The 23,201-nt window shown below is 67.4% G+C and carries 15 protein-coding genes; 10 read left to right on the forward strand and 5 right to left on the reverse strand.

Annotation, left to right across the window (positions count from 1 at the left end):
• Positions 1-7: 7 nt before the first annotated feature.
• The 6 genes from QE438_RS04790 to QE438_RS04815 all read left to right on the forward strand — a co-directional run bounded on the left by QE438_RS04790 (position 8) and on the right by QE438_RS04815 (position 10,320).
• Positions 8-1,834, forward strand: coding sequence for a monovalent cation:proton antiporter-2 (CPA2) family protein (locus QE438_RS04790; protein ID WP_306992136.1), 1,827 nt, complete (start codon positions 8-10; stop codon positions 1,832-1,834).
• 127 nt (positions 1,835-1,961) lie between these two features.
• Complete coding sequence (locus tag QE438_RS04795; RefSeq protein WP_306992133.1) at positions 1,962-3,347, forward strand: FAD/NAD(P)-binding protein; 1,386 nt, start codon at positions 1,962-1,964, stop codon at positions 3,345-3,347.
• A gap of 537 nt (positions 3,348-3,884) precedes the next feature.
• Positions 3,885-5,010 (forward strand): peptide chain release factor 2 gene (prfB, locus tag QE438_RS04800; RefSeq protein WP_130531328.1). Its coding sequence is split into 2 segments (ribosomal slippage): positions 3,885-3,959 and positions 3,961-5,010, totalling 1,125 coding nucleotides; the frame shifts between segments, so codons are not numbered across the junction.
• A 125-nt stretch (positions 5,011-5,135) separates the two neighbouring features.
• Positions 5,136-6,653: a lysine--tRNA ligase gene (lysS, locus tag QE438_RS04805; RefSeq protein WP_306992131.1), complete on the forward strand. Its 1,518-nt coding sequence runs from the start codon at positions 5,136-5,138 to the stop codon at positions 6,651-6,653.
• Between the two features lie 303 nt (positions 6,654-6,956).
• A complete protein-coding gene (locus tag QE438_RS04810; protein WP_130518628.1) occupies positions 6,957-8,096 on the forward strand; it encodes a two-component system response regulator in 1,140 nt (379 codons plus the stop codon).
• 4 nt (positions 8,097-8,100) lie between these two features.
• On the forward strand, positions 8,101-10,320 hold the full coding sequence (locus QE438_RS04815) for an ATP-binding protein (RefSeq protein ID WP_306992129.1): 2,220 nt from the start codon (positions 8,101-8,103) through the stop codon (positions 10,318-10,320).
• A gap of 98 nt (positions 10,321-10,418) precedes the next feature.
• Here the strand turns inward: QE438_RS04815 and QE438_RS04820 are convergent, their stop codons facing one another.
• The 3 genes from QE438_RS04820 to acnA all read right to left on the reverse strand — a co-directional run bounded on the left by QE438_RS04820 (position 10,419) and on the right by acnA (position 16,508).
• Positions 10,419-11,294: a crotonase/enoyl-CoA hydratase family protein gene (locus tag QE438_RS04820; protein ID WP_306992126.1), complete on the reverse strand. Its 876-nt coding sequence runs from the start codon at positions 11,292-11,294 to the stop codon at positions 10,419-10,421.
• A 272-nt stretch (positions 11,295-11,566) separates the two neighbouring features.
• Complete coding sequence (locus QE438_RS04825) at positions 11,567-13,252, reverse strand: AMP-binding protein (RefSeq protein ID WP_306992124.1); 1,686 nt, start codon at positions 13,250-13,252, stop codon at positions 11,567-11,569.
• 487 nt (positions 13,253-13,739) lie between these two features.
• Positions 13,740-16,508 (reverse strand): aconitate hydratase AcnA, encoded by a 2,769-nt coding sequence (gene acnA, locus QE438_RS04830; protein ID WP_307184010.1) that lies wholly within the window; start codon positions 16,506-16,508, stop codon positions 13,740-13,742.
• 206 nt (positions 16,509-16,714) lie between these two features.
• Here acnA and QE438_RS04835 point away from each other — a divergent pair, with 206 nt between their 5' ends.
• The 3 genes from QE438_RS04835 to QE438_RS04845 are packed head-to-tail and all read left to right on the forward strand — an operon-like array spanning position 16,715 to position 19,983.
• Positions 16,715-16,945, forward strand: a complete 231-nt coding sequence (locus QE438_RS04835; RefSeq protein ID WP_130518617.1) for an AbrB/MazE/SpoVT family DNA-binding domain-containing protein — start codon at positions 16,715-16,717, stop codon at positions 16,943-16,945.
• Between the two features lie 10 nt (positions 16,946-16,955).
• Positions 16,956-17,354, forward strand: a complete 399-nt coding sequence (locus tag QE438_RS04840; RefSeq protein ID WP_130518614.1) for a type II toxin-antitoxin system VapC family toxin — start codon at positions 16,956-16,958, stop codon at positions 17,352-17,354.
• Positions 17,355-17,394: 40 nt separating this feature from the next.
• On the forward strand, positions 17,395-19,983 hold the full coding sequence (locus QE438_RS04845; protein ID WP_306992120.1) for a bifunctional aconitate hydratase 2/2-methylisocitrate dehydratase: 2,589 nt from the start codon (positions 17,395-17,397) through the stop codon (positions 19,981-19,983).
• Positions 19,984-20,124: 141 nt separating this feature from the next.
• On the opposite strand, the gene QE438_RS04850 is transcribed toward QE438_RS04845, so the two are convergent.
• Together QE438_RS04850 and QE438_RS04855 are read right to left on the reverse strand one after the other, a co-directional pair.
• Positions 20,125-20,787 (reverse strand): recombinase family protein, encoded by a 663-nt coding sequence (locus QE438_RS04850; RefSeq protein WP_306992118.1) that lies wholly within the window; start codon positions 20,785-20,787, stop codon positions 20,125-20,127.
• 245 nt (positions 20,788-21,032) lie between these two features.
• On the reverse strand, positions 21,033-21,626 hold the full coding sequence (locus QE438_RS04855) for a recombinase family protein (protein WP_306992116.1): 594 nt from the start codon (positions 21,624-21,626) through the stop codon (positions 21,033-21,035).
• A 307-nt stretch (positions 21,627-21,933) separates the two neighbouring features.
• Between QE438_RS04855 and QE438_RS04860 the strand changes: the two genes are divergently transcribed.
• Positions 21,934-23,172 carry an EAL domain-containing protein gene (locus QE438_RS04860; protein ID WP_306992114.1) on the forward strand — a complete coding sequence of 413 codons (1,239 nt, stop codon included), beginning with the start codon at positions 21,934-21,936 and terminating at the stop codon, positions 23,170-23,172.
• Positions 23,173-23,201 lie beyond the last annotated feature (29 nt).

A 23,201-nucleotide genomic window follows, 5' to 3' on the forward strand; every position in this document is an offset into this window, starting at 1 on the left:
TCGGTGCATGAGCGTCGAATCCGAATCCAGCCAACTGGTCAACGTGGTCGCCCTGCTGGGCGCGGCGGTGGTCGCTGTCCCGCTGTTCCGCCGTCTGGGCCTGGGCTCGGTGCTGGGCTATCTGGCCGCCGGCCTGGTCATCGGCCCGTTCGGGCTGGGCTGGTTCAACGATCCGCAGTCCATCCTGCACGTGGCCGAGCTGGGCGTGGTGCTGTTCCTGTTCGTGATCGGGCTGGAGATGCGGCCCTCGCATCTGTGGGGCCTGCGCAGGCAGATCTTCGGACTGGGTTCGCTGCAGATCGCGCTGTGTACCGCGGCGCTGACCGGCGTGGGCATGCTGTTCGGCCTGCATGGGGCGGTGGCCTTCGTCGGTGCGGCCGGCTTCGTGCTCACCTCCACCGCGATCGTCATGCAGCTGCTCGGCGAGCGCGGCGATATCGCGCTGCCGCATGGGCAGAAGATCGTCGCGGTGCTGTTGTTCGAGGATCTGCTGATCGTGCCGCTGCTGGCGCTGGTCGCGTTCCTCTCGCCGCTGCCGGCCGAGAGCGGCGGGCATTCGCGCGGGATGTCCATCGGCATCAGCGTGGCCTGCCTGGCCGGGCTGATCGCCGCCGGGCTGTGGCTGCTCAATCCGCTGTTCCGGCTGCTGGCGCGGGCCAAGGCGCGCGAGGTGATGACCGCCGCCGCCCTGCTAGTGGTGCTGGGCGCAGCGCTGCTGATGCAGCTGGGCGGCCTGTCGATGGCGATGGGCGCGTTCCTGGCCGGCGTGCTGCTGTCCGAGTCCACGTTCCGCCATCAGATCGAGGCGGACATCGAGCCGTTCCGCGGCCTGCTGCTGGGCCTGTTCTTCCTCTCGGTCGGCATGTCGCTGGACCTGTCGGTGGTGGCCAACAACGCGCTGGTCGTCGCCGGGCTGGTGGTGGCGATGATGGTGACCAAGGCGCTGTGCATCTATGTGGTTGCGCGCCTGACCCACAGCAGCCATGGCGAGGCGCTCGACCGCGCGGTGCTGATGGCCCAGGGCGGCGAGTTCGCCTTCGTCCTCTATGCCGCCGCGCTGGCCGCCGGCCTGATCGACCCCACCATCAGCGCGACCATGACCGCGGTGGTGGTGCTGTCGATGGTGCTCACCCCGCTGGTGGTGCTCGTGGCGCGCCGCTTCATGCCGCAGGCGACCGCCTCGATGGAGGGCATCGAGGCGGTGCACGACCAGAGCGGCAGCGTGCTGATCATCGGCTTCGGCCGCTTCGGCCAGGTCATGAGCCAGTCGCTGCTGGCGCGCGACATCGATGTGACCATCATCGACAGCGACATCGACATGATCCGCAGCGCCGAGGAGTTCGGCTTCAAGGTGTTCTTCGGCGACGGTACGCGCCTGGACGTGCTGCGTGCCTCCGGTGCGTCCACCGCGCGCCTGATCGCCATCTGCACCGACAGGCCCGAGACCACCAGTCTGATTGTCGAACTGGCCCAGCAGGAGTTCACCCAGGCCAGGGTGCTGGCGCGCTCCTTCGACCGCGAGCATTCACTCAAGCTGGTCGCGGCCGGAGTGGACTTCCAGATCCGCGAAACCTTCGAATCGGCAGTGCGCTTCGGCCAGGCCGCGCTGGAGGCCATGGGCGTGGACGAGGACGTGGCGGCGCGCACGGCCAGCGAAGTGCGCCGGCTGGACGCCGAGCGCTTCGATCTGGAGGTCGCCGCCGGCGATGTCCGCGCCGGCATTCCGCTGCTGATCGGCAACACCGCGCCTGCCACGCCGACCCCGTTCACCGCGCCGCGCCGCGAGAGCCGGCGCCTGGATGCCGGCGGCGAAGCCGAGGACTCCAGCACGTGATAACGACGCGGCATGTGCTCATGCCGAGTCGGCAGAAAGCGTTTCCACGGTTCTAACTCCTCCTTTACACCGGGCGCATCGGGCTGCGGTCAGATGGGCGTTCCGCTGGGAGACAGGAAGGATCGCCATGCACATCACCCTGATCGGGGCAGGCTTCTGTGGAAGCGCACTCGCGGCGGAGCTGCTGCGCCAGGGGGGGCCCCAGGCCCGCGTCACGCTGGTCGGTCAGCCGGAGACCTTCGGCCGCGGCGTGGCCTATGGTGCCGCGCGGCCCGAGCACCTGCTCAATGCGCGCGCCAAGGACCTGGGCCTGGTCGCCGACGCGCCGACCGGGTTCGCCGATGCGCTGGCGCTGGGCGAGGGCGGGCGGCTGGGGTTCCTGCCGCGGCTGGCTTACGGCGACTATCTGCAGGACCAGCTGCACCAGGCCACGGCGCAGGCCCAGAACTTCGCCCGCATCGAGGAAGAAGTCATTGCGGTGGACCGCGTGCCCGGCGGCTTCCGCGTGCTGCTGGGCAATGGCGAGGACTTCCTCAGCGACCGCGTGGTGCTGTGCGTGGGCGCGCTGCCGCCGCAGCGCCTGGCCGGCGTCGGTCCGCGCCTGGCGGTGGACCGGCGCTACATCGGTTGGCCGTGGCAGGACGGGGCGATCGACGCCATCGCGCCGAACGCGCGGCTGCTGATCGTCGGCACTGGACTGACCATGGCCGATGTGGTGGTGACGCTGCGCCAGCGCGACCATCGCGGGCCGATTACGGTGCTCTCGCGCCATGGCCTGATGCCGCTGCCCCATCTGGAGGCGCCCGGGGCGCCGCTCGAGCTGCCGCCGAGCGTGCAGCAGAGCCTGCGCGACCACGATCTGCGCGGGCTGGTGCGCACGCTGCGCCAGCTCTCCGCGGTGGTGGACGACTGGCGGCGCCTGATTGATGCGCTGCGCCCGCACCTGCAGCCGTTCTGGCGTGGACTGGAACAGGCCGATCGCGCCCGGTTTCTGCGCCACATGCGCTCGCACTGGGAGGCGCTGCGCCATCGGGTGGCGCCCAAGGTCGCCGAGCAATTGCAGGCCCTGCAGGATCGCGGCCAGCTGCGGGTGCTGGCCGGGCGTCTGCTGCGCGCGCGGCTGGGCGCGCACGAGGTCGAGGCGCTGGTCCGGCCGCGTGGCGCGACCAGCGCGTGGGTGGGTCATTTCGACGTCCTGATCCGGGCCACCGGGCTGGATACCGACATCGAGCGCACCAGCCATCCGCTGGTGGCCACCCTACGCGACGCAGGCCTGCTGGGTGCGGACCCGCTGGGCCTGGGCGTGGACGTGGACGAGCGTCTGCAGGTGCGCGATCGTTCCGGCAGTGCGGTGCCCGGCCTGTACTGCCTGGGCCCGCTGCTGCGGGGCCAGCTATGGGAGATCACCGCCGTGCCCGAGCTGCGCGCTGCCGCCCGCACCTTGGCCACGCGGCTGCTGGCGCAGCCGGTCGACTCGGACGCAGGACAGCCGGCGCTGCGCGCGGCGGTCTGAGCGAAGGACAGCGACATGGCGCCAGTGCAAGCCGCGATGAGAGGTGCGTGTGACTTCCCGGCGACGCGTTCGGGCTGCTGATGAGGGGCTTTTCTCCTGATCGGGCGCCGCTACGCGTGAGCGTCTCGGCTTCGGAAGGGCAGCGGTCCGGCGGGCGGCGTCCGCTTTTCCCTCAATCAGGGCGTCCTGCCCTGATTCGGGCGCTCGGCTCCTGCCTCGCTCGTCGCGGCCACCGCCCGCCGGCCCGCTGCCTCGCGCGTCATGCTCTAACGCTTCGGGTCGAAAGAAGTCCTGCGCTATCCGTCGCAGGGCCTCGACCCGGCCGGGCGCGCGGAGAGCGGGCCAGGGATGGCCCGCGGCGGCGAGTCCGCCATGGATGGCGGACCGAGCCGAGGAGCCGCGCCCGGCCGGGTCGAGGCTGGGCACCGAAGTCTGTTCACTGGGCCCCGAACTGCTGCGAAGACCCGAAAAAAGGGGCCTCTCGGGCAGTCTTGCTAGAATGGCGGGCTATCCATTGCCACGCATCGCATCGCTCCCATGATCGAACTCAATCCCGTCCGCCAGCGCATCGCCGACCTCACCGAGCGGCTGGGCTCGCTCAGGGGGTATCTTTGACTACGACGCCAAGCGCGAGCGTCTGGAAGAAGTCGAGCGCGAGCTCGAAAACCCCGATATCTGGAACGACCCCGAGCGCGCCCAGGGCCTGGGCCGCGAGCGCGCCCAGCTGGACCGCACGGTCAACGGCATCCGCGACCTGACCGAAGGCCTCAACGGCGCCAGCGAGCTGCTGGAACTGGCCGAGATGGAATCCGATGAGGACACCGCCAACGCGGTGGTCGCCGACGTCGAACGCTTCGCCCGCGACGTGGACAAGCTGGAATTCCAGCGCATGTTCTCCGGCGAGATGGACGCCACCAACGCCTTCGTCGACATCCAGGCCGGTGCCGGCGGCACCGAGGCCCAGGACTGGGCCGAGATCCTGCTGCGCATGTACCTGCGCTGGGCCGAGGGCCGCGGGTGGAAGGTCGAGCTGATGGAGGCCTCGGCCGGCGAAGTGGCCGGCATCAAGTCGGCGACCTTCCGCGTGGAAGGCGACTATGCCTACGGCTGGCTCAAGACCGAGATCGGCGTGCACCGGTTGGTGCGCAAGTCGCCGTTCGACTCGGACAACCGGCGCCACACCAGCTTCACCAGCGTGTTCGTCTCGCCCGAAGTCGACGACAACATCGACATCGAGATCAACCCGGCCGACCTGAAGACCGACGTCTACCGCTCCTCCGGCGCCGGCGGCCAGCACGTGAACAAGACCGAGTCGGCCGTGCGCATCACCCACGTGCCGTCAGGCGTGGTGGTGGCCTGCCAGACCGAGCGCAGCCAGCACGCCAACCGCGACCGCGCCATGAAGATGCTCAAGGCCAAGCTCTACGAGATCGAGATCCAGAAGCGTAACGCCGAGAAGAACGCGCTGGAAGCCACCAAGTCCGACATCGGCTGGGGCAGCCAGATCCGCAACTACGTGCTCGACCAGAGCCGCATCAAGGACCTGCGCACCGGCGTGGAGCGCTCGGATACGCAGAAGGTGCTCGACGGCGACCTGGACGAATTCCTCGAGGCCAGCCTCAAGTCCGGCCTGGACGCGGGCGCCAAGCGCGTCGACGCCTGAAGGCAGGAGTGCGTGGAGCGGCGTGAGAGGTGAGTCGAGGCGGGCCGTGCCTGCCGCCACACTCGCCGTCTCCTGCCCTTGCTCGCTTCTTACTTCTCACTTCTCCCAACCTTAGTCCTCACCCCATGACCGACCAGCCCACCACCACGCCCTCCGACGAGAACAGCCTCATCGCCGAGCGCCGCGGCAAGCTCACCGCGCTGCGCGGGCAGGGCATCGCCTATCCCAACGACTTCAAGCGCGAGGTCTATGCCGGCGATCTGCAGGCCGAGTTCGCCGACGCGGAGACCTTCACCGCCGAGGTGCTCGAAGGGCTGGATCGCCAGGTCAAGCTGGCCGGCCGGCTGATGGCCAAGCGGGTGATGGGCAAGGCCAGCTTCGCCCAGGTGCAGGACGAGTCCGGGCGCATCCAGCTGTTCCTGCAGGGCAATACGCTGGGCGAGGCCTATACCGCGTTCAAGGGCTGGGACGTGGGCGACATCATCGCCGTGGAAGGCACGCTGACCCGCACCAAGACCGGCGAGCTGTCGATCAAGGCCACCACGATCCGCCTGCTGACCAAGTCGCTGCGGCCGCTGCCGGACAAGTGGCACGGCCTGAGCGACGTCGAGCAGCGCTATCGCCAGCGCTATGTCGACCTGATCGTGACGCCCGAGTCGCGCGAGGTGTTCATCAAGCGCAGCAAGATCATCCGCGCCATCCGCGCCTGGCTCGACGCGCGCCGCTTCCTGGAAGTGGAAACGCCGATGATGCATTACATCCCCGGCGGCGCCACGGCCAAGCCGTTCACCACGCACCACAACGCGCTGGACCTGCAGCTGTACCTGCGCGTGGCGCCGGAGCTCTATCTCAAGCGTCTGGTCGTCGGCGGCCTGGAGCGCGTGTACGAGATCAACCGCAACTTCCGCAACGAAGGCGTCTCCACGCGCCACAACCCCGAATTCACCATGCTCGAGCTGTACGAGGCCTATGCCACGTACCACGAGGTGATGGACCTGACCGAAGGCGTGATCCGCGACACCGCCCAGACCGTGCTCGGCACCACGCAGGTGGAATGGGACGGCGCGCGGATCGACCTGGGCCCGGCGTTCCGCCGCTGGCGCATGGACGAGGCCGTGCGCCACCACAACCCGGAGATCACCGCCGCCGACTGCACCGACCGCGACGCCCTGCGGCGCCACTGCGAGCGGCTCGGGATCAAGGTCAAGCCGTCCTGGGGCTGGGGCAAGCTGCTGCTGGAGATCTTCGAGGCCACCGTCGAGCACACCCTGGTGCAGCCGACTTTCATCACCGACCACCCGGTCGAGGTCTCGCCGCTGGCCCGCGCCAGCGATACCGAGGCCGGCTACACCGATCGCTTCGAGCTGTTCATCAACGGCAAGGAGATCGCCAACGGCTTCTCCGAGCTCAACGATCCCGAAGACCAGGCCGCGCGCTTCCGCGCCCAGGTCGAGGCCAAGGACAGCGGCGACGACGAGGCCATGCACTTCGATGCCGACTACATCCGCGCCCTGGAGTACGGCATGGCGCCGACCGGCGGCCTGGGCATCGGCATCGACCGTCTGGTGATGCTGCTGACCGGCACCTCCTCGATCCGCGACGTGCTGCTGTTCCCCTACATGCGGCCCGAGACCCAGGGTTGAAAAGTGACGCAGCCGGGCAGGCCAGCCTGCTCGGCTCTCAATTGGTTGCATAGGAAACTTTTTGCGCGCGGACCAAACGCCTCGAAACGGCTGCATTTGGCCCCTTTCCACCGGGTTGGACGTCTTTCCATCAGGGATTGACGGTTTTTTGCCGAAAGATCCGACTCGGGTTCGGTGGCATGCTTCATGCTTGACAGTAGGTCTCGATCCGTGGCGTGCGCCGCGATTCGAGGCGGGAATCCCGATGCGGCGGGGTTCTTTCACATTCTGGCAGCCTCGTAATCCCCCGAGAGGTGGTGTTTCATGCTTACCCCGAGCCGCGTGTTCACTGCGGTGTCCTCCCCGACGGACCAGCAACGCTGGCCCAATGGCGCAGGTAGCGAATTGAACATCGTCATCATCGACGACCAGGCGTCCGCGCGGACCATGCTGCGCCACGTGATCGAGGACATCGCCACCGAGCTGGCGGTGCACGACTTCGGCGACCCGCAGGTGGCGCTGGAGTGGTGCAGCCAGCACCGCACCGACCTGCTGCTGCTGGACTACCGCATGCCGGGCATGGACGGGCTGGAGTTCGCCCGCCGCTTCCGCCGCCTGCCCATGCACCGCGACATCCCGGTGATCCTGATCACCGTGGTCGGCGACGAGCCGATCCGCCAGGCCGCGCTGGAGGCCGGCGTCATCGATTTCCTGGTCAAGCCGGTGCGCCCGCGCGAGCTGCGCGCCCGCTGTCGCAACCTGCTGCAGCTGCGCCAGCAGTCGGAGAACGTCAAGCAGCGCGCGCTGTCGCTGGAGCAGCGCCTGCTGTCGAGCATGCACGAGGTCGAGGAGCGCGAGCGCGAGACGCTCTCGCGCCTGGCCCGCGCCATCGAGTACCGCGATAGCGGCACCAGCGCCTTCCTGGAGCGCATGGCGCGCATCGCCGCGCTGGTGGCCGAGCAGCTGGGCATGGGCGAGGAGGACGTGCGCGCCATCGAGCTGGCCGCGCCCCTGCACGACATGGGCAAGATCGCCATCCCCGACGCGGTGCTGATGAAGCCCGGCCCGCTGGACGCCGAGGAGCTGGCGGTCATGCGCCGGCATCCGAAGATCGGCCATGAGCTGCTCAGCGGCAGCCAGAACCGGCTGATCCAGACCGGCGCGATCATCGCCCTGCGCCATCACGAGCGCTTCGATGGCAGCGGCTATCCCGACGGCCTGCGCGGCGAGCAGATCCCGATCGAGGCGCGCATCGTGGCGGTGGCCGACGTGTTCGACGCGCTGATCTCCGCACGCCCCTACAAGCCGGCATGGACGCGCGATGCGGCGCTGGCCTATCTCTACGCGCAGCGCGGGCGGTTGTTCGACCCGGCCTGCGTGGACGCGCTGTTCCGTGGCCGCGAGCGGCTGGACCAGATCTGCGACCGTTATTCGACGCTGCAAGCACGCCCCGGATTGGAGTAGTCCCATGGCCGCCCTGCTGCAACAGTTCAAAGTGCGCCTGCCGGCGCGTCGCGACAACGAACACGGCCAGGCCCTGGTCCGGATCGCGCTGATCAGCCTGATCCTGATGTACGTGCTGCTGCCGCCGGTGCGCGCGCAGCTGCCGGCCGCACAGTACGAGGGTGTGCTGGCCATCGTGCTCAGCGGCCTGACCCTGGGCTGCATCCTGCTGGGCTGGATGTGGCTGCGTCCGGAGCGCTCGGACACGCGCCGGATCATCGGCATGCTCGCCGACTACGGCCTGATGGCCGCCGGCATGATCCAGATGGGCGAGCCGCTGGGCTGGGTGTATGTGGTGGTGATGTGGGTCACCGTCGGCAACGGCATGCGCTACGGCAACAACTATCTGTACCTGGCCGTGGCCATGGCGATGGTCAGCTTCACCACCACGGTCCTGATGACCGACTACTGGCTGTCCAATCTGAAGCTGGGCATCGGCCTGATCGGCGGCCTGGCCGCGGTGCCGCTGTACTTCTCCAACCTGCTGCGCAAGCTGACCCGTGCCAGCGCCGACGCGCGCCGCGCCAGCGAGGCCAAGAGCCGCTTCCTGGCCAATATGAGCCATGAGTTCCGCACGCCGCTCAACGGCCTGTCGGGCATGACCGAGGTGCTGGCCACCACGCGCCTGGACGCCGAGCAGCGCGAATGCCTGAACACCATCCAGGCCTCGGCCCGCAGCCTGCTGGCGCTGGTGGAAGAGGTGCTGGACATCTCGGCGATCGAGGCCGGCAAGCTGCGCCTGGACATCAGCGAGTTCGCCCCGCGCGAGCTGGTCAAGCATGTGGGCTTCATCATGCTGCCGCAGGCCAAGGCCAAGAAGCTGGACTACACCGTCCACTTCGCCGACGACGTGCCGGCCACGCTGATGGGCGATGCGCGCCACTTGCGTCAGGTGCTGATCAATCTGGTCGGCAACGCGGTCAAGTTCACCGACCGCGGCGGCGTGCGCATCCAGGTCGTCACCGTGCCTTCGATCGATGCGCGCGTGCGCCTGCGCTTCACGGTGATCGACACCGGAGTGGGCATCCCGCCGCGGCTGCAGGACCGGCTGTTCGAGGCCTTCGAGCAGGCCGATGTCAGCCTGAGCCGTCGCTACGGAGGCACCGGCCTGGGCGCGGCCATCGCCAAGGGCCTGACCGAGGCCATGGGCGGAGCCATCGGCTTCGAGAGCGAAGTCGGTCTGGGCAGCACCTTCTGGGTCGAAGTGCCGTTCGACGGCGTGGTGCCCAGCGAGACGCCAATGGTGCCGGTGCTGGCCGAGGACATCGACGAGGTCGAGGACTGGGCCGAGGCAGGCGCCGCGCAGGAGGTGCGCGCGGAGAATGTCATCGCCTTCTCCGACCCCTTCCTGCGTCATCGTGCGCGCGTGCGCAGCATGCAGATCCTGGTGGCCGACGATCACGAGGCCAACCGCATGGTGCTGCAGCGCCTGCTGCAGAAGGCCGGCCACCGCGTGGTCTGCGTCAACGGCGGCGAGGATGTGCTCGATGCCCTGGCGGTGACCGACTACGACGCGGCCATCATCGATCTGCACATGCCCGGCATGAGCGGGCTGGACCTGCTCAAGGAACTGCGCGTGATGCAGGCCGGCGGCGGCCCGCGCACGCCCGTGCTGGTGCTCAGCGCCGATGTCACCCCGCAATCGATCAGCAGCTGCGAGCAGGCCGGCGCCTACGCCTTCCTGGCCAAGCCGGTGGTGGCGAGCAAGCTGCTGGATGCGCTCAACGACATCGCCAGCAACAGTGGTCTGCGGCAGACGGCTGCCAAGCCTGGCGTGGCGCGGGGCAACGAGGCGGCCGGCGCGAGCCAGGCCGAGGTGTTCGATCCGCACGTGCTGGACGAACTGCTGCAGCTGGGCATGGGCGAGGCCTTCGAACAGGAATTCGTCCAGCAATGCCTCAACGACGCCGAGGCCTGTTTCCACGGCATGTTGCGCGCCGGCGAGCAGCCGGACTGGGAACGCATGCGCGAATACGCACATGCGCTGAAAGGTGTCGCCGGCAACCTGGGCATGTCGCGTCTGGCCGAGGAGAGCGGTCAGTTCATGCGCATGGCCGATTGGCAGATGCTGGCCGAATGGCGCCAGCGCATGCACCAGCTCGACGGCCACTTCCGCATGGGGCGTGAGGCGCTGGCCGCGCGTGCACAGCAGCGCCGCAAGGCGCGCGATGGCGGCGAGCGTTGATCATCCCGCGCCCGAGACAACGGGCGCGCAGCGTCTTTCAGGTTTGATGGAATGACCAACCCCGCCTTGCGGCCGGGTTGGGAATCCATTCCGGCAGGTCAGGCCACCACGTCCAGGCTGGCGCGGCGGGTCTGCGCCTTGACCAGGCGGTCCATGGTGCGCAGCGACTTGTCGCCCAGGGCCAGCGCGGTCTCCACCCACACCTTGGTGATCTCCATCAGTTCGTCGTAGCTGACGGCCTGGGCCAGGTTGCGGGCCGAATTCATCGCAAGATAGGAATGCGGAATGCGGCGCTGGGTGCGGATCAGATCCTCGGCGGCCGCCACGCCCTGGCCCTTAGGCACCAGGATGTCGACCACGCCCAGCTTGTACATCTCCTCGCTGCTGTAGACGCGGCCTTCCAGGATGATCTTCTCGGCCACCTGCGGCGCCACGCGACGGCACAGGAATGAGTAGGCGCCCATGCCCGGGAACAGGCCGAACAGCACCTCCGGCAGGCCCATGCCGCAGCCTTCCTCGGCCACGATGGTGTGGCAGGCCAGCGCCATCTCCAGGCCACCGCCCAGCGCATCGCCCTGGATCAGCGCGATGCTGCGCACGTCGCCGCCGAAGCCCACGTGCAGGTGGTGCACACCTTCCACGCAGCGCTGGGCATAGGCCAGCAGACGGTCGCGGTTGCCTTCGCGGATCAGCTGGGTGAACAGGTTCAGATCGCCGCCCAGGTTATAGGCGGCCGCGTCCGAGGCCAGCACGAAGTGGCGCAGCGCGCCGCTGGCGCGTTGCGAGGGGGGCAGGGTGATCTGGTTCATCACCGACCACATTTCGTCGAGCATGTCCTTGCGGCAGCACGGGCGCACGCCGGTGGCGGCATCGGCATGCATGTACAGCCAGTGCGCGTTGCCCTCGTGGGTCGTTTCGGTGCGGATGGTGGAGTAGGTGCGCTGACGCGGCTGGAGCTTTTCGATCAGGTTCATGGCGGCGATCTCTTGAAGGGCGTGAGAGAGAAGGGGGTCGTCGCCGCGTCGGGGGCCGCGGCGACGCCGATCCTACACCTGAACCAAGTGTTAAATGCGTCAAAAAAAGCCCGTGACTCAATGACTTAGAGTAACCCGGGCGAAAGTCCGTTTTTAGTGTGATAGACATCACCAAAGCGCGCAGAGGCCCTCGCCGACGGCCTGCGGCGGGCGCACACTTCCTGAAATGTGTGGGGCGCCGACTCGAGGTCGGCGACCGCCTGCCGCCGCATTCAGCGCGCGGCTTTCTCCTGCTGGCGCAGTTCCTTGCGCAGGATCTTGCCCACGTTGCTCTTGGGCAGTTCGTACCTGAACTCGATCCGGCGCGGCTGTTTGTAGCCGGTGAGGTTCTCGCGGCAGAACGCCTTGACGTCGGCCTCGCTCAGGGCCGGGTCCTTGCGCACGATGAAGACCTTGACCACCTCGCCGGAGTGCTCGTCCGGCACGCCGACCGCTGCCACTTCCAGCACGCCGGGCATGCCGGCGATCACGTCCTCGATCTCGTTGGGATACACGTTGAAGCCGGACACCAGGATCATGTCCTTCTTGCGGTCGACGATGTAGAAGAAGCCGCGCGCGTCCATCCGCGCCATGTCGCCGGTGTGCAGCCAGCCCTCGTCATCGATGACCTTGGCGGTCTCGTCGGGACGGTTCCAGTAGCCCTTCATGACCTGCGGGCCCTTGATGCACAGCTCGCCGACCGTGTCGTCGCCGCCGGGCAGGGTCTTGCCGTCGTCGTCCTTGAGGCAGCAGTCGGTGGAGGGCACCGGCAGGCCGATGGCGCCGTTGTAGTCGGCCAGGTCCATCGGGTTGATGCATGCCGCTGGCGAGGTCTCGGTCAGGCCATAGGCTTCGATCAGGGTCACGCCGGTGACCTTCTTCCAGCGCTCGGCCACGCTGCGCTGCACCGCCATGCCGCCGCCCAGGGTCAGGCGCAGATGGCTGAAGTCGATCTGGTCGAAACCCGGCGTATTCAGCAGGCCGTTGAACAAGGTGTTGACGCCGGTCATCGCGGTGAACGGCGCCTTGGAGAGCTCCTTGACGAAGCCCTTCATGTCGCGCGGGTTGGTGATCAGGTGGTTGAGGCCGCCGCACTTCATGAAGACCAGGCAGTTCGCCGTCAGGGCGAAGATGTGGTACAGCGGCAGCGCGGTGATGATGTACTCCTCGCCCGGTCGCGTCTTGATGCCGACCCAGGTCGAGGCCTGCTGCATATTGGCCACCAGGTTGCGGTGGGTCAGCATCGCGCCCTTGGCTACGCCGGTGGTGCCGCCGGTGTACTGCAGGAAGGCGATGTCGTCGGGCTGGATGTCCAGCTGGGGCAGCGGCTTGCTGCCCTGGCGCAGCACGTCCCTGAAGCGCACGGCGCCGGCGATCTCGTAGTCGGGCACCATCTTCTTGACGTACTTCAGGACGAAGTTGACCAGCGGGCCCTTGGGGAAGCCCAGCATGTCGCCCAGTGCGGTGGTGATGACGTGGCGCACGCCGCTGCCTTCCAGCGCCTTCTGCGCGGTGACGCCGAAATTGTCGACCACGATCAGGGTCGACACGCCGGCATCGTGCAGCTGGTGGTGCAGCTCGCGGTCGGTGTAGAGCGGGTTGACGTTCACCACCGTCAGCCCGGCGCGCAGGATGCCGAAGATCGAGATCGGGTACTGCAGGCAGTTGGGCATCATCACCGCGACGCGGTCGCCGCGCTTGAGCTTGAGCTCATGCAGCAGGTAGCTGGCCATCTGCTGGCTGAGGCGGTCGATGTCGGCGTAGGTCAGCACCTTGCCGAAGTTGGAGAACGCCGGCTTGTCGCGGTAGGTGGCGATGGCCGTGTCCAGCACATCGACGATCGAGCGGTACTCATCGACGTCGATCTCGTGCGGAACTCCTGCGGGATAGCTGGCAAACCAGGGCCGTTCCTGCGTCATCGTGTCAAGCCCCTCCCAGGGTGCTAGGGTCGAGGCGCGGCCGGCCGATCCGGCGTTTCCCCCGAAAAATCGCGATGAGCATACCGGCAGTCGCCGCAAACCGGAATCTTTCCATACCTTTCCGAATGGTCAGGCCGGAGGGATCAGGCGCGGCGGCCTGAGCGGGCGCTAGAGGGCGCGCGGTTTGGACCGGTCTTGCGCAGAAGAAGGTCCAGGGCTTGCGCAGCATTGGCGCGCCGGCCGGGGTCGTTTCAAGGGCGACCGGTCACATCCGGATTCCCGCGCACGCGGAAATCCGGTGCCGTTGACTGTCTGTGCGGAAGTCCATGGGTTCACGCGTTCGCGGGAACGACGATGGAGTGCTTGCTGATGTCTGCTAGGCCACCGGCGCCATGCATGTCATTAACGCGCGGCTGCGGCGCAGAGGGTTGCACGGATTCGAACGCTCCCGCGCGGCTGCGCGGGAGCGGGTGCATCGATTCCGAGGTCAGGCCGCCTGCTTGGCGGCGAGCTGGCGCAGGACGTAGTGCAGCAGGCCGCCGTGACGGAAGTACTCGACTTCCTTGGGCGTCAGCAGCAGCACGCGCACCTCGAACTTGACCTCGCTGCCGTCGGCCTTCTTCGCCACGACCTGCGCGGTCTTGGACGTGCCGTCGTCCAGGCCGGTGATGTCGATCACCTCCGAGCCGTCCAGTCCCAGGGTCTGCGCGTTCTCGCCGTTCTTGAACTGCAGCGGCAGCACGCCCATGCCGACCAGGTTGGAGCGGTGGATGCGCTCGAAGCTCTCGGCGATCACGGCCTTGATGCCGAGCAGGTTGGTGCCCTTGGCCGCCCAGTCGCGCGAGGAACCGGTGCCGTATTCCTTGCCGGCCAGGACCACCAGCGGCACACCGTCCGCCTTGTACTTCATCGCCGCGTCATAGATCGCCAGCTTTTCCGGCGTGCCGCCGGCCTTGGGGTAGTACAGCGCGTTGCCGCCTTCCTCGCCGCCGAACACCAGGTTCTTGATGCGGATGTTGGCGAAGGTGCCGCGCACCATCACATCGTCGTTGCCGCGACGGCTGCCGTAGCTGTTGAAGTCGGCAGGCTGCACGCCGCGCTCCTGCAGGAAGCGGCCCGCCGGCGAGTCCTTCTTGATGTTGCCGGCCGGCGAGATGTGGTCGGTGGTGATCGAGTCGCCGAAGATGCCCATCACGCGGGCGCCGTGCACATCGTCGATGGTGCCCGACTGCGCCGACATGCCGTCGAAGTAGGGCGGGTTCTTGATGTAGGTCGACTTGGCGTCCCACTGGTACAGGCCGCCGTCGGGCGAGGCGATGTTGTTCCAGCGGCTGTCGCCCTTGAACACGTCGGCGTAGTTCTTCTTGAACATCTCCGGGCCGATGGTCTTGGCGATGAAGTCGCCGATCTCCTTGTTGGTCGGCCAGATGTCCTTGAGATACACGTCCTGGCCGTCGCTGCCCTTGCCCAGCGGCTGGGTGGTCAGGTCGATGTCGGTGGTACCGGCGATCGCGTAGGCCACCACCAGCGGCGGGGAGGCCAGGTAGTTCATCTTCACTTCCGGGTGCACGCGGCCTTCGAAGTTGCGGTTGCCCGACAGCACCGAGGTCACCACCAGATCGCCCTTGGCGATGGCGGCCGAGACGTCTTCCGGCAGCGGGCCGGAGTTGCCGATGCAGGTGGTGCAGCCGTAGCCGACCAGGTAGAAGCCGAGCTTCTCCAGGTCGTCCATGACGCCGGCCTTCTTCAGGTAGTCGGTGACCACCAGCGAGCCTGGGCCCAGCGAGGTCTTGACCCACGGCGCGGACTTGAGGCCCTTGGCCACCGCGTTGCGGGCGAGCAGGCCGGCGCCCAGCATCACCGCCGGATTGGAGGTGTTGGTGCAGGAGGTGATCGCGGCGATCACCACCGCGCCGTCCTTCAGCTCCCAGCCCGCGCCACTGCTGGCGGCCGGCTCGTTGACCGACTCGTGCGCGCCGACGGCGGTGCCGCCGCCGCCCTCGTTGGCCAGCCGGTCCACCTGACGCGCGTCGCTGGTGCGCTTCTTCTCGCGCGCCTCGGCGAACGGCGCCAGGCTGTCGCGGTAGTTCTTCTGCATGTCGCTGAGCAGGACGCGGTCCTGCGGGCGCTTGGGGCCGGCCAGCGAGGGCTTCACCTCGCCCATGTCCAGGTGCAGGGTGGCGCTGTATTGGGCATGCGGGCTGCTGGCGTCGTGCCACAGGCCCTGGGCCTTGGCGTAGGCCTCGACCAGGGCGATATGGTCCTCGCTGCGGCCGGACAGGCGCAGGTAGTTCAGCGATTCGGCATCGACCGGGAAGATGCCGCAGGTCGCGCCGTACTCGGGCGCCATGTTGCCGATCGTGGCGCGATCGGCCAGCGGCAGGTGCTGCAGGCCTTCGCCGTAGAACTCGACGAACTTGCCCACCACGCCCAGCTTGCGCAGCATCTGGGTGACGGTCAGCACCAGGTCGGTCGCGGTGGCGCCCTCGGGCAGCTTGCCGGTCAGCTCGAAGCCCACCACCTGCGGGATCAGCATCGAGGACGGCTGGCCCAGCATCGCGGCCTCGGCCTCGATGCCACCCACGCCCCAGCCCAGCACGCCGATGCCGTTGATCATCGTGGTGTGCGAGTCGGTGCCGAACACCGTGTCCGGATAGGCGTAGCTGACCCCGTCCTTGTCGGCGGTCATGACCACGCGCGCCAGGTGCTCCAGGTTGACCTGGTGGACGATGCCGGTATTGGGCGGCACCACCTTGAAGTCGTTGAAGGCTTTCTGGCCCCAGCGCAGGAAGCTGTAGCGCTCGGCATTGCGCTGGAATTCGATCTTGCCGTTGAGGTCCAGCGCATCGGGCTTGCCGAACACGTCCACCTGCACCGAATGGTCGATCACCAGTTCGGAAGGGATCTGCGGGTTGATCTGCTCGGCCTTGCCGCCCAGCTTGACCACCGCATCGCGCATGGCGGCCAGGTCGACCACGCAGGGCACGCCGGTGAAGTCCTGCAGCACCACGCGCGCGGGCATGAAGGCGATCTCGGTGTCCGGCTCGGCCTTGGCGTCCCACTTGGCCACCGCCTCGATGTGCTCGGGCGTGACGCTGACCCCGTCCTCGCCGCGCAGCAGGTTCTCCAGCAGGATCTTCATGGAGTAGGGCAGGCGGGCGATGTCGAAGCGCTCGCCGAGCTTGGGAAGGCTGAAGTAGGTATAGGAGGTTCCCGCCACGTCCAGCGTGCTGCGGGTCTTGAAGGTGTCACTCATGCTCGGGCTCCTGTTCGAGGTGACTTGCGCCATGACCTGGTGGCCGGCGCTGGCTGTTCGATGACGGCCTCGCTGTTCAGTATCGGCCTTCCGGCGTGACTGGGGAGTGTCCGGATGGCCTACTGTGTGCCTGCCGGCGCACGATTCCGCTATCGGTATGGAGATCCAAGTATGTATAATCCGTGCATACTTCAAGAGGTGCACTCATGGAAGCCACCGTTGCCGAACGCGGCCAGATCACCCTGCCCAAGGCGGTACGCGATGCTCTGGGGCTGACCAAGGGCACGCTGCTGAAGGTGGAGCTGGACGGCAGCCGCATCGTGCTGCGCAAGAGCGTGGACGATGCGATCTCCAAGGCCCGCGGGCGCTTCGCGCTGGACGGCTTCGACTCGCCCGAGGCCGCCGTGCGCGCCGCCCGCGAGCCGGCCAAGCGCTGATCCTGCGCCTGTGATCGCCATCGATTCGCCCGTGCTGGTGGACCTGCTGACCGACGGCCCGCAGGCCGATGCGGCCGAGGCCTGCCTGCGCCAGTGCCTGGCCAGCGGCCGGGTCGTGGTCTGCGACATCGCCCTGGCCGAGGTCTGCAGCGCCCTGCGCAACGGCGCCGAGGCGCTGACGGTGCTGGAGGAGATGGGCATCCATTTCAGCGCGCTGGAATCCAAGTCGGCCCTGCGCGCCGGCGAGATGCAGCGCCGCTACCGCCAGCGCGGCGGCGGGCCGCATGCGCTGCCCGATTTCCTCATCGGGGCCCATGCGCTGCTGCAGTGCGATGCGCTGATCACCCACAACCACGCCTTTTACCGCGACTACTTCAAGGGATTGAAGCTGATCGCGCCGCGGGTCTGACCCGCTCCCTCTTCACACACGTTACGTACCGGAGTCGCACATGTTGGAAGCCTATCGCCACCACGTTGCCGAGCGCGCCGCGCTGGGCATCCCGCCGCTGCCGCTGACCGCCCAGCAGACCGCGCAGGTCATCGAGCTGCTGAAGAACCCGCCGGCGGGCGAGGCCGACTTCCTGGTCGACCTGATCACCCACCGCGTCCCGGCCGGCGTGGACGACGCCGCCAAGGTCAAGGCTAGCTATCTGGCCGCGCTGGCCTTCGGCAGCGAGCAGAACCCGCTGATCAGCCGCGAGCGCGCCACCGAACTGCTGGGCACCATGCTCGGTGGCTACAACGTGCACCCGCTGATCGAGCTGCTGGACGATGCCACCGTCGGTGCCATCGCCGCCGACGGCCTCAAGCAGACCCTGCTGGTGTTCGACGCCTTCCACGACGTCAAGGAAAAGGCCGACGCCGGCAACGCCAATGCCGTGGCCGTGCTGCGCAGCTGGGCCGAGGCCGAGTGGTTCACCAGCAAGCCGGAAGTGCCGGCGTCCATGACCCTGACCGTGTTCAAGGTGCCGGGCGAGACCAATACCGACGACCTCTCGCCGGCCCCGGACGCCACCACGCGCCCGGACATCCCGATGCACGCGCTGGCGATGCTGAAGAACAAGCGCGAGGGCGCGCCGTTCGTGCCGGAGGAAGACGGCAAGCGCGGGCCGATCCAGGCCATCCTGGACCTGAATGACAAGGGCCACCTGGTCGCCTACGTCGGCGACGTGGTCGGCACCGGCTCCTCGCGCAAGTCCGCGACCAACAGCGTGCTGTGGTGGACCGGGCAGGACATTCCCTACATCCCCAACAAGCGCTTCGGCGGGGTGTGCCTGGGCTCCAAGATCGCCCCGATCTTCTACAACACCATGGAAGATGCCGGCGCGCTGCCGATCGAGCTGGACGTGTCGCAGATGGAGCAGGGCGATGTGATCGAGCTGCGCCCGTACGAGGGCAAGGCGCTGAAGAACGGCCAGGTCATCGCCGAGTTCAAGGTGAAGTCCGAGGTGCTGTTCGACGAGGTGCGCGCCGGCGGCCGCATCCCGCTGATCGTCGGCCGCGGCCTGACCGCCAAGGCGCGTGAGGCGCTGGGCCTGCCGGCCACCGACCTGTTCCGCCTGCCGCAGCAGCCGGCTGACACCGGCAAGGGCTTCTCGCTGGCGCAGAAGATGGTCGGCCGCGCGATCGGCCTGCCGGAAGGTCAGGGCGTGCGTCCAGGCACCTACTGCGAGCCCAAGATGACCTCGGTCGGCTCGCAGGACACCACCGGCCCGATGACCCGCGACGAGCTCAAGGACCTGGCCTGCCTGGGCTTCTCGGCCGATCTGGTCATGCAGTCCTTCTGCCACACCGCCGCCTACCCGAAGCCGGTGGACGTCAAGACCCACCACACCCTGCCGGAGTTCATCTCCACCCGCGGCGGCATCTCGCTGCGCCCGGGCGACGGCGTGATCCACAGCTGGCTCAACCGCATGCTGCTGCCCGACACCGTGGGCACCGGCGGCGACTCGCATACCCGCTTCCCGGTGGGCATCTCGTTCCCGGCCGGCTCGGGCCTGGTCGCCTTCGCCGCGGCCACCGGCGTGATGCCGCTGGACATGCCCGAGTCGGTGCTGGTGCGCTTCAAGGGCAAGCTGCAGCCGGGCGTGACGCTGCGCGACCTGGTCAACGCGATCCCGCTGTACGCGATCAAGCAGGGCCTGCTGACCGTGGCCAAGCAGGGCAAGGAGAACATCTTCTCCGGCCGCATCCTGGAGATCGAGGGCTTGCCGGACCTGAAGGTCGAACAGGCCTTCGAGCTGTCCGATGCCTCGGCCGAGCGCTCGGCCGCCGGCTGCACTGTGCACCTCAATAAGGAGCCGATCATCGAGTACATCAACAGCAACATCACCTTGCTGGGCTGGATGATCGAACAGGGCTACAAGGATCCGCGCAGCCTGCAGCGCCGCATCGACAAGATGAAGGCCTGGCTGGCCGATCCGCAGCTGCTCAAGGCCGACGCCGACGCCGAGTACGCCGCGGTGATCGAGATCGACCTGGCCGACGTGCACGAGCCGATCCTGGCCTGCCCGAACGACCCGGACGACGTGAAGACCCTGTCCGAAGTGGCCGGCGCCAAGATCGATGAAGTGTTCATCGGCTCGTGCATGACCAACATCGGTCACTTCCGCGCGGCCTCCAAGCTGCTGGAAGGCAAGCGCGACATCCCGACCAAGCTGTGGGTCGCGCCGCCAACCAAGATGGATGCCGCCGAGCTGACCAAGGAAGGCCATTACGGCACCTTCGGCACCGCCGGTGCGCGCATGGAGATGCCGGGCTGCTCGCTGTGCATGGGCAACCAGGCGCAGGTGAAGGAGGGCGCGACGGTGTTCTCCACCTCGACGCGCAACTTCCCCAACCGTCTGGGGCGCAACTCCAACGTGTACCTGGGTTCGGCGGAGCTGGCCGCCATCTGCTCGCGCCTGGGCCGCATCCCGACCAAGGCCGAGTACATGGCCGACATCGGCGTGCTCGACGCCAATGCCGCGGACATCTATCGCTACATGAACTTCGACCAGATCGAGGATTACCAGGCCGGCGAGAAGACCGCCGCCTGATCCGTTCGCGAAGTGCGACACCAGAAAGCCCGGCATCAGCCGGGCTTTCTGTTTGCAGGGGGGGTCCAAGCCCAATCCCTTGGCCCGGCACGCTCAGTTCATCCACCAGACCAGGCCGCTTCTCAGGCACCGGGGCGACCGCTAAAGGTGATCACGCAAGTCGCTGAAATAGGGAATCGCACCTGAAGCGCAAACGGGACAGTCCGCATGTGAAACGAGTTCGTCCTTGGAAGACAGCTGGCCGGACTGCTGTGCCTTCGCGATATGCCGCAGGAGCGTTCGCCGATGAATCCCCAGCTGTTCGGCGACTTGCCTGGTGCTCCAGGCGTGCAGATCCCACAGATGGCAGGCCTGCTGGCATTGCGTCAGGCTCAAGGAGGGCAGCCGACCCAGGCGCTTGCCTTCGGCTCGGGCGGCCGCCACACCGGCGCGCGTGCGCTCGCTGATCAGGTTGTGCTCGAACTCGGCCAACGCGGCCATCATGTGGAACACCAGGCGACCGCCCGAAGAGGACGTGTCGATGTGTTCGGTGATCGACTGAAAGCCGATGCCACGCTTTCCCAGATCTTCGAGCAGGCGGACCAGATTCACAAGCGAGCGGCCTAGTCGGTCCAGTCGCCAGACCACCAGCTTGCCGCCAGGCTCCAGTCCCTCAAGCGCCTGGCTGAGCCCGGGACGTGTGGCGAGTTTGCCGGAGGCGCCCTGGTCCGAGAAAATTGCTGCGCATCCGCTGGCCTCCAGCGCCCGCAGCTGCAGCTTGAGATTCTGTTCATGCGTGGAAACGCGCGCGTAGCCGACGATCATGATCGGATCCTAATCCTCAGTGTCCTTCCTGGTGCAGGCACGCGCGCGGACACAGAAGCCGCCAGGTGCCCTGGTAGGTAAAACCTTCAGGGCGACACGTGCATAAGCCGTGCCAATAAATCGCCGACAGCAAGGTTCAAGCGAAGCCGAAACGCGCGTTCAGGGCTTTGAGCTCGGTCAACCGGATCCGCGCACGGAATACGGATGCGCAGTCTGTCTATCGGCCCACATCGGCGCGGAGTTATTTACTGCATGCCAACGATGCCCTCCCGATCCGTCGACGCGCTCAGCTTCCTCAGTCCGCGCTGCAGCGTGCGCGGATGGACGCCAAGATCCCGCGCGATTTCTGTCAACGACTGTTGACCTTCGTCGCGCAGGACCGCGGCCGCATGAAGCTGCCCGATATCGAGAAGCGGCTGACGACCGATGCGTTTGCCTGCGATGCGCGCCGAAGCGAGCCCGGCCCGCGTGCGCTCGCTGATCAGCGTGCGCTCGAATTCGGCAAGTGCCGCCATGAAATGGAAGACCAGCCGCCCGCCTGAGGTCGAGGTGTCGATGTTTTCGGTCAGGGAGTGGAAGGCCACGCCCCGATCGCCCAGCGCCTCGAGCATCTGCACCAGATGCGGCAACGAACGACCGAGTCTGTCCAACCGCCACACGGCCAACGTGTCGCCGGGTGTGAGTTTGGCCATCAATTTGTCCAGACCCGGTCGGGATCGGGTTGCGCCCGAGACACCGCGGTCCTGATAGATGCGAGCGCAGCCCAGACGCTGAAGGGCCTGGATCTGCAGATCGAGGTTTTGATCCTCGGTCGAGACCCTGACGTAACCAATGATCATGGTGGGGAACCGCCTTGAGAAGGCAGGCGTGGCTTCCCTAAGGCGAGCAGCAATGTCCGTTGTTCATGGAACAAGACTGATCAAAGTATGCCGGGGGTCACACCTTGTGTTGACAGAACGGATCCTTATCGCCACAGGGTGATTTGCGAGGCTGAACAGGGCAAATAACAGCGAATTGCGCCATCTGTGCGGATCGTCACACAAGCGATCCATTGTGTACCCACCCACTACTTTTAGCCAGCTTGACGCGCAGCGCCTTGTGGGTACGGGGCCGACGGCAGGAGCGCCGCTGGACTACGCGGAGCCCGTGCTGGTCGAGCTTTACAACCGCGACCACCTGGCGGCGGTGTACGGAGAGGAGTTCGCCGTTTCAGCGCTGCGCGCCCTGCAGCGGTGCGCGCATGCGTGGGGCGGTTCGGTTTCGGTCGTGGACGACAAGCGCTTCCTGGTGGCGCCGCCTTCCGTGCGGGCTGACGACGGCCGTGAGCGCGATCGCTCGGAAACATCGCTGGTGGAGCGGTGGCAACGCGCCTTCAGCGCCACGCCTTTCGACTTCGGGCCTCAGCGCGCGCTGCTTGCCGTCGGCGTAAGTCGTGCGGCGCTCGGCGCGGGGCTGAGGCAACTGGATGGAGGCCATTTCCAGCTTCAGGAAATCGAATGCCGGCACAGCAGCGCGCCGCTGCTGCTGCCGCCGCAGTGCGGGTGGTCCTGGCGCTTGGGCTACGAGCTGGACATGGAGGCGGCGCTGGCCTTCCACGAGGCCCTGGCGCAGCGGCGCGCGCATCTGGTGTTCCAGCCCATCGTCAGTTCCTCGCAACTGGCCTCCCGGCTTTCGCCTGCGATAACGCTGGGGACGACCGCCGCTCCGCTCTACCAGGAGGCGTTGCTGCGGATGGTCGCCGTTGGCGACGAGGTCCCGCTGTCCACCAGCAGACTGGTCGCGGCGCTCGAACGCCTGGGGTTGGTCCGCCTGTTCGACCAGGCAGTGCTCTCGGCGGTCATCCTCGCGCTGGAGTCTCAGCCGGACCTGAATCTAGGTTGCAATCTGTCCTCATTGAGCCTCGTCCCGGACGAAGGCTGGTGGGGCAGCGTTCTGGACCGACTCAGGGCCAGGCCCAGTATCGCCTCGCGTCTGACCTTCGAAATCACCGAGACCGCGCCCTTGCGCGACTTCGACCGCGCGGTCGCCTTGGTCAGGCGCCTGAAGGCGCTGGGTTGTCGGATCGCCATCGATGACCTGGGCGTGGGCCATACGCGTCTGGATTTCGTGCGTGCCATCAGGCCTTCGGTCATCAAGATCAGCGCTGACCTGGTGCACGACGCGGTCGTCAATCGGGTCGCAGCCGAGCAGCTCGAGCGCTTGGCGGCCATGGCGGCGGCGTTCGCGCCCGTGGTCGTCGCTGAAGGGATCGGGACGCGGCGGCAGATGGACGCCGCATGGGAGGCGGGCATCCATTGGCTGCAGGGCGAAGCCGCCGCGCCTCACATTCTGCCCAGCCCGCCGGTCGCGCTCCGCCTGCCTTGCGAGCAGATCTCATGGGACTAGGCCGAGCCAATCGATCGGAAGGCGCGTTG

This window comes from Pseudoxanthomonas sp. SORGH_AS_0997 (assembly GCF_031453535.1).
In the GTDB taxonomy this organism is placed as follows: Bacteria; Pseudomonadota; Gammaproteobacteria; order Xanthomonadales; family Xanthomonadaceae; genus Pseudoxanthomonas_A; species Pseudoxanthomonas_A winnipegensis.

Bases quoted from the DNA above. Each gene is read 5' to 3' on its own strand.
- QE438_RS04835 (WP_130518617.1), top strand. From the start codon at position 16,715: ATGGAAGCCACCGTTGCCGAACGCGGCCAGATCACCCTGCCCAAGGCG.
- QE438_RS04795 (WP_306992133.1), top strand. From the start codon at position 1,962: ATGCACATCACCCTGATCGGGGCAGGCTTCTGTGGAAGCGCACTCGCG.
- QE438_RS04790 (WP_306992136.1), top strand. From the start codon at position 8: ATGAGCGTCGAATCCGAATCCAGCCAACTGGTCAACGTGGTCGCCCTG.
- acnA (WP_307184010.1), bottom strand. From the start codon at position 16,508: ATGAGTGACACCTTCAAGACCCGCAGCACGCTGGACGTGGCGGGAACC.
- QE438_RS04850 (WP_306992118.1), bottom strand. From the start codon at position 20,787: ATGATCGTCGGCTACGCGCGCGTTTCCACGCATGAACAGAATCTCAAG.
- QE438_RS04815 (WP_306992129.1), top strand. From the start codon at position 8,101: ATGGCCGCCCTGCTGCAACAGTTCAAAGTGCGCCTGCCGGCGCGTCGC.
- lysS (WP_306992131.1), top strand. From the start codon at position 5,136: ATGACCGACCAGCCCACCACCACGCCCTCCGACGAGAACAGCCTCATC.
- QE438_RS04855 (WP_306992116.1), bottom strand. From the start codon at position 21,626: ATGATCATTGGTTACGTCAGGGTCTCGACCGAGGATCAAAACCTCGAT.
- QE438_RS04820 (WP_306992126.1), bottom strand. From the start codon at position 11,294: ATGAACCTGATCGAAAAGCTCCAGCCGCGTCAGCGCACCTACTCCACC.
- QE438_RS04810 (WP_130518628.1), top strand. From the start codon at position 6,957: ATGCTTACCCCGAGCCGCGTGTTCACTGCGGTGTCCTCCCCGACGGAC.
- QE438_RS04845 (WP_306992120.1), top strand. From the start codon at position 17,395: ATGTTGGAAGCCTATCGCCACCACGTTGCCGAGCGCGCCGCGCTGGGC.
- QE438_RS04825 (WP_306992124.1), bottom strand. From the start codon at position 13,252: ATGACGCAGGAACGGCCCTGGTTTGCCAGCTATCCCGCAGGAGTTCCG.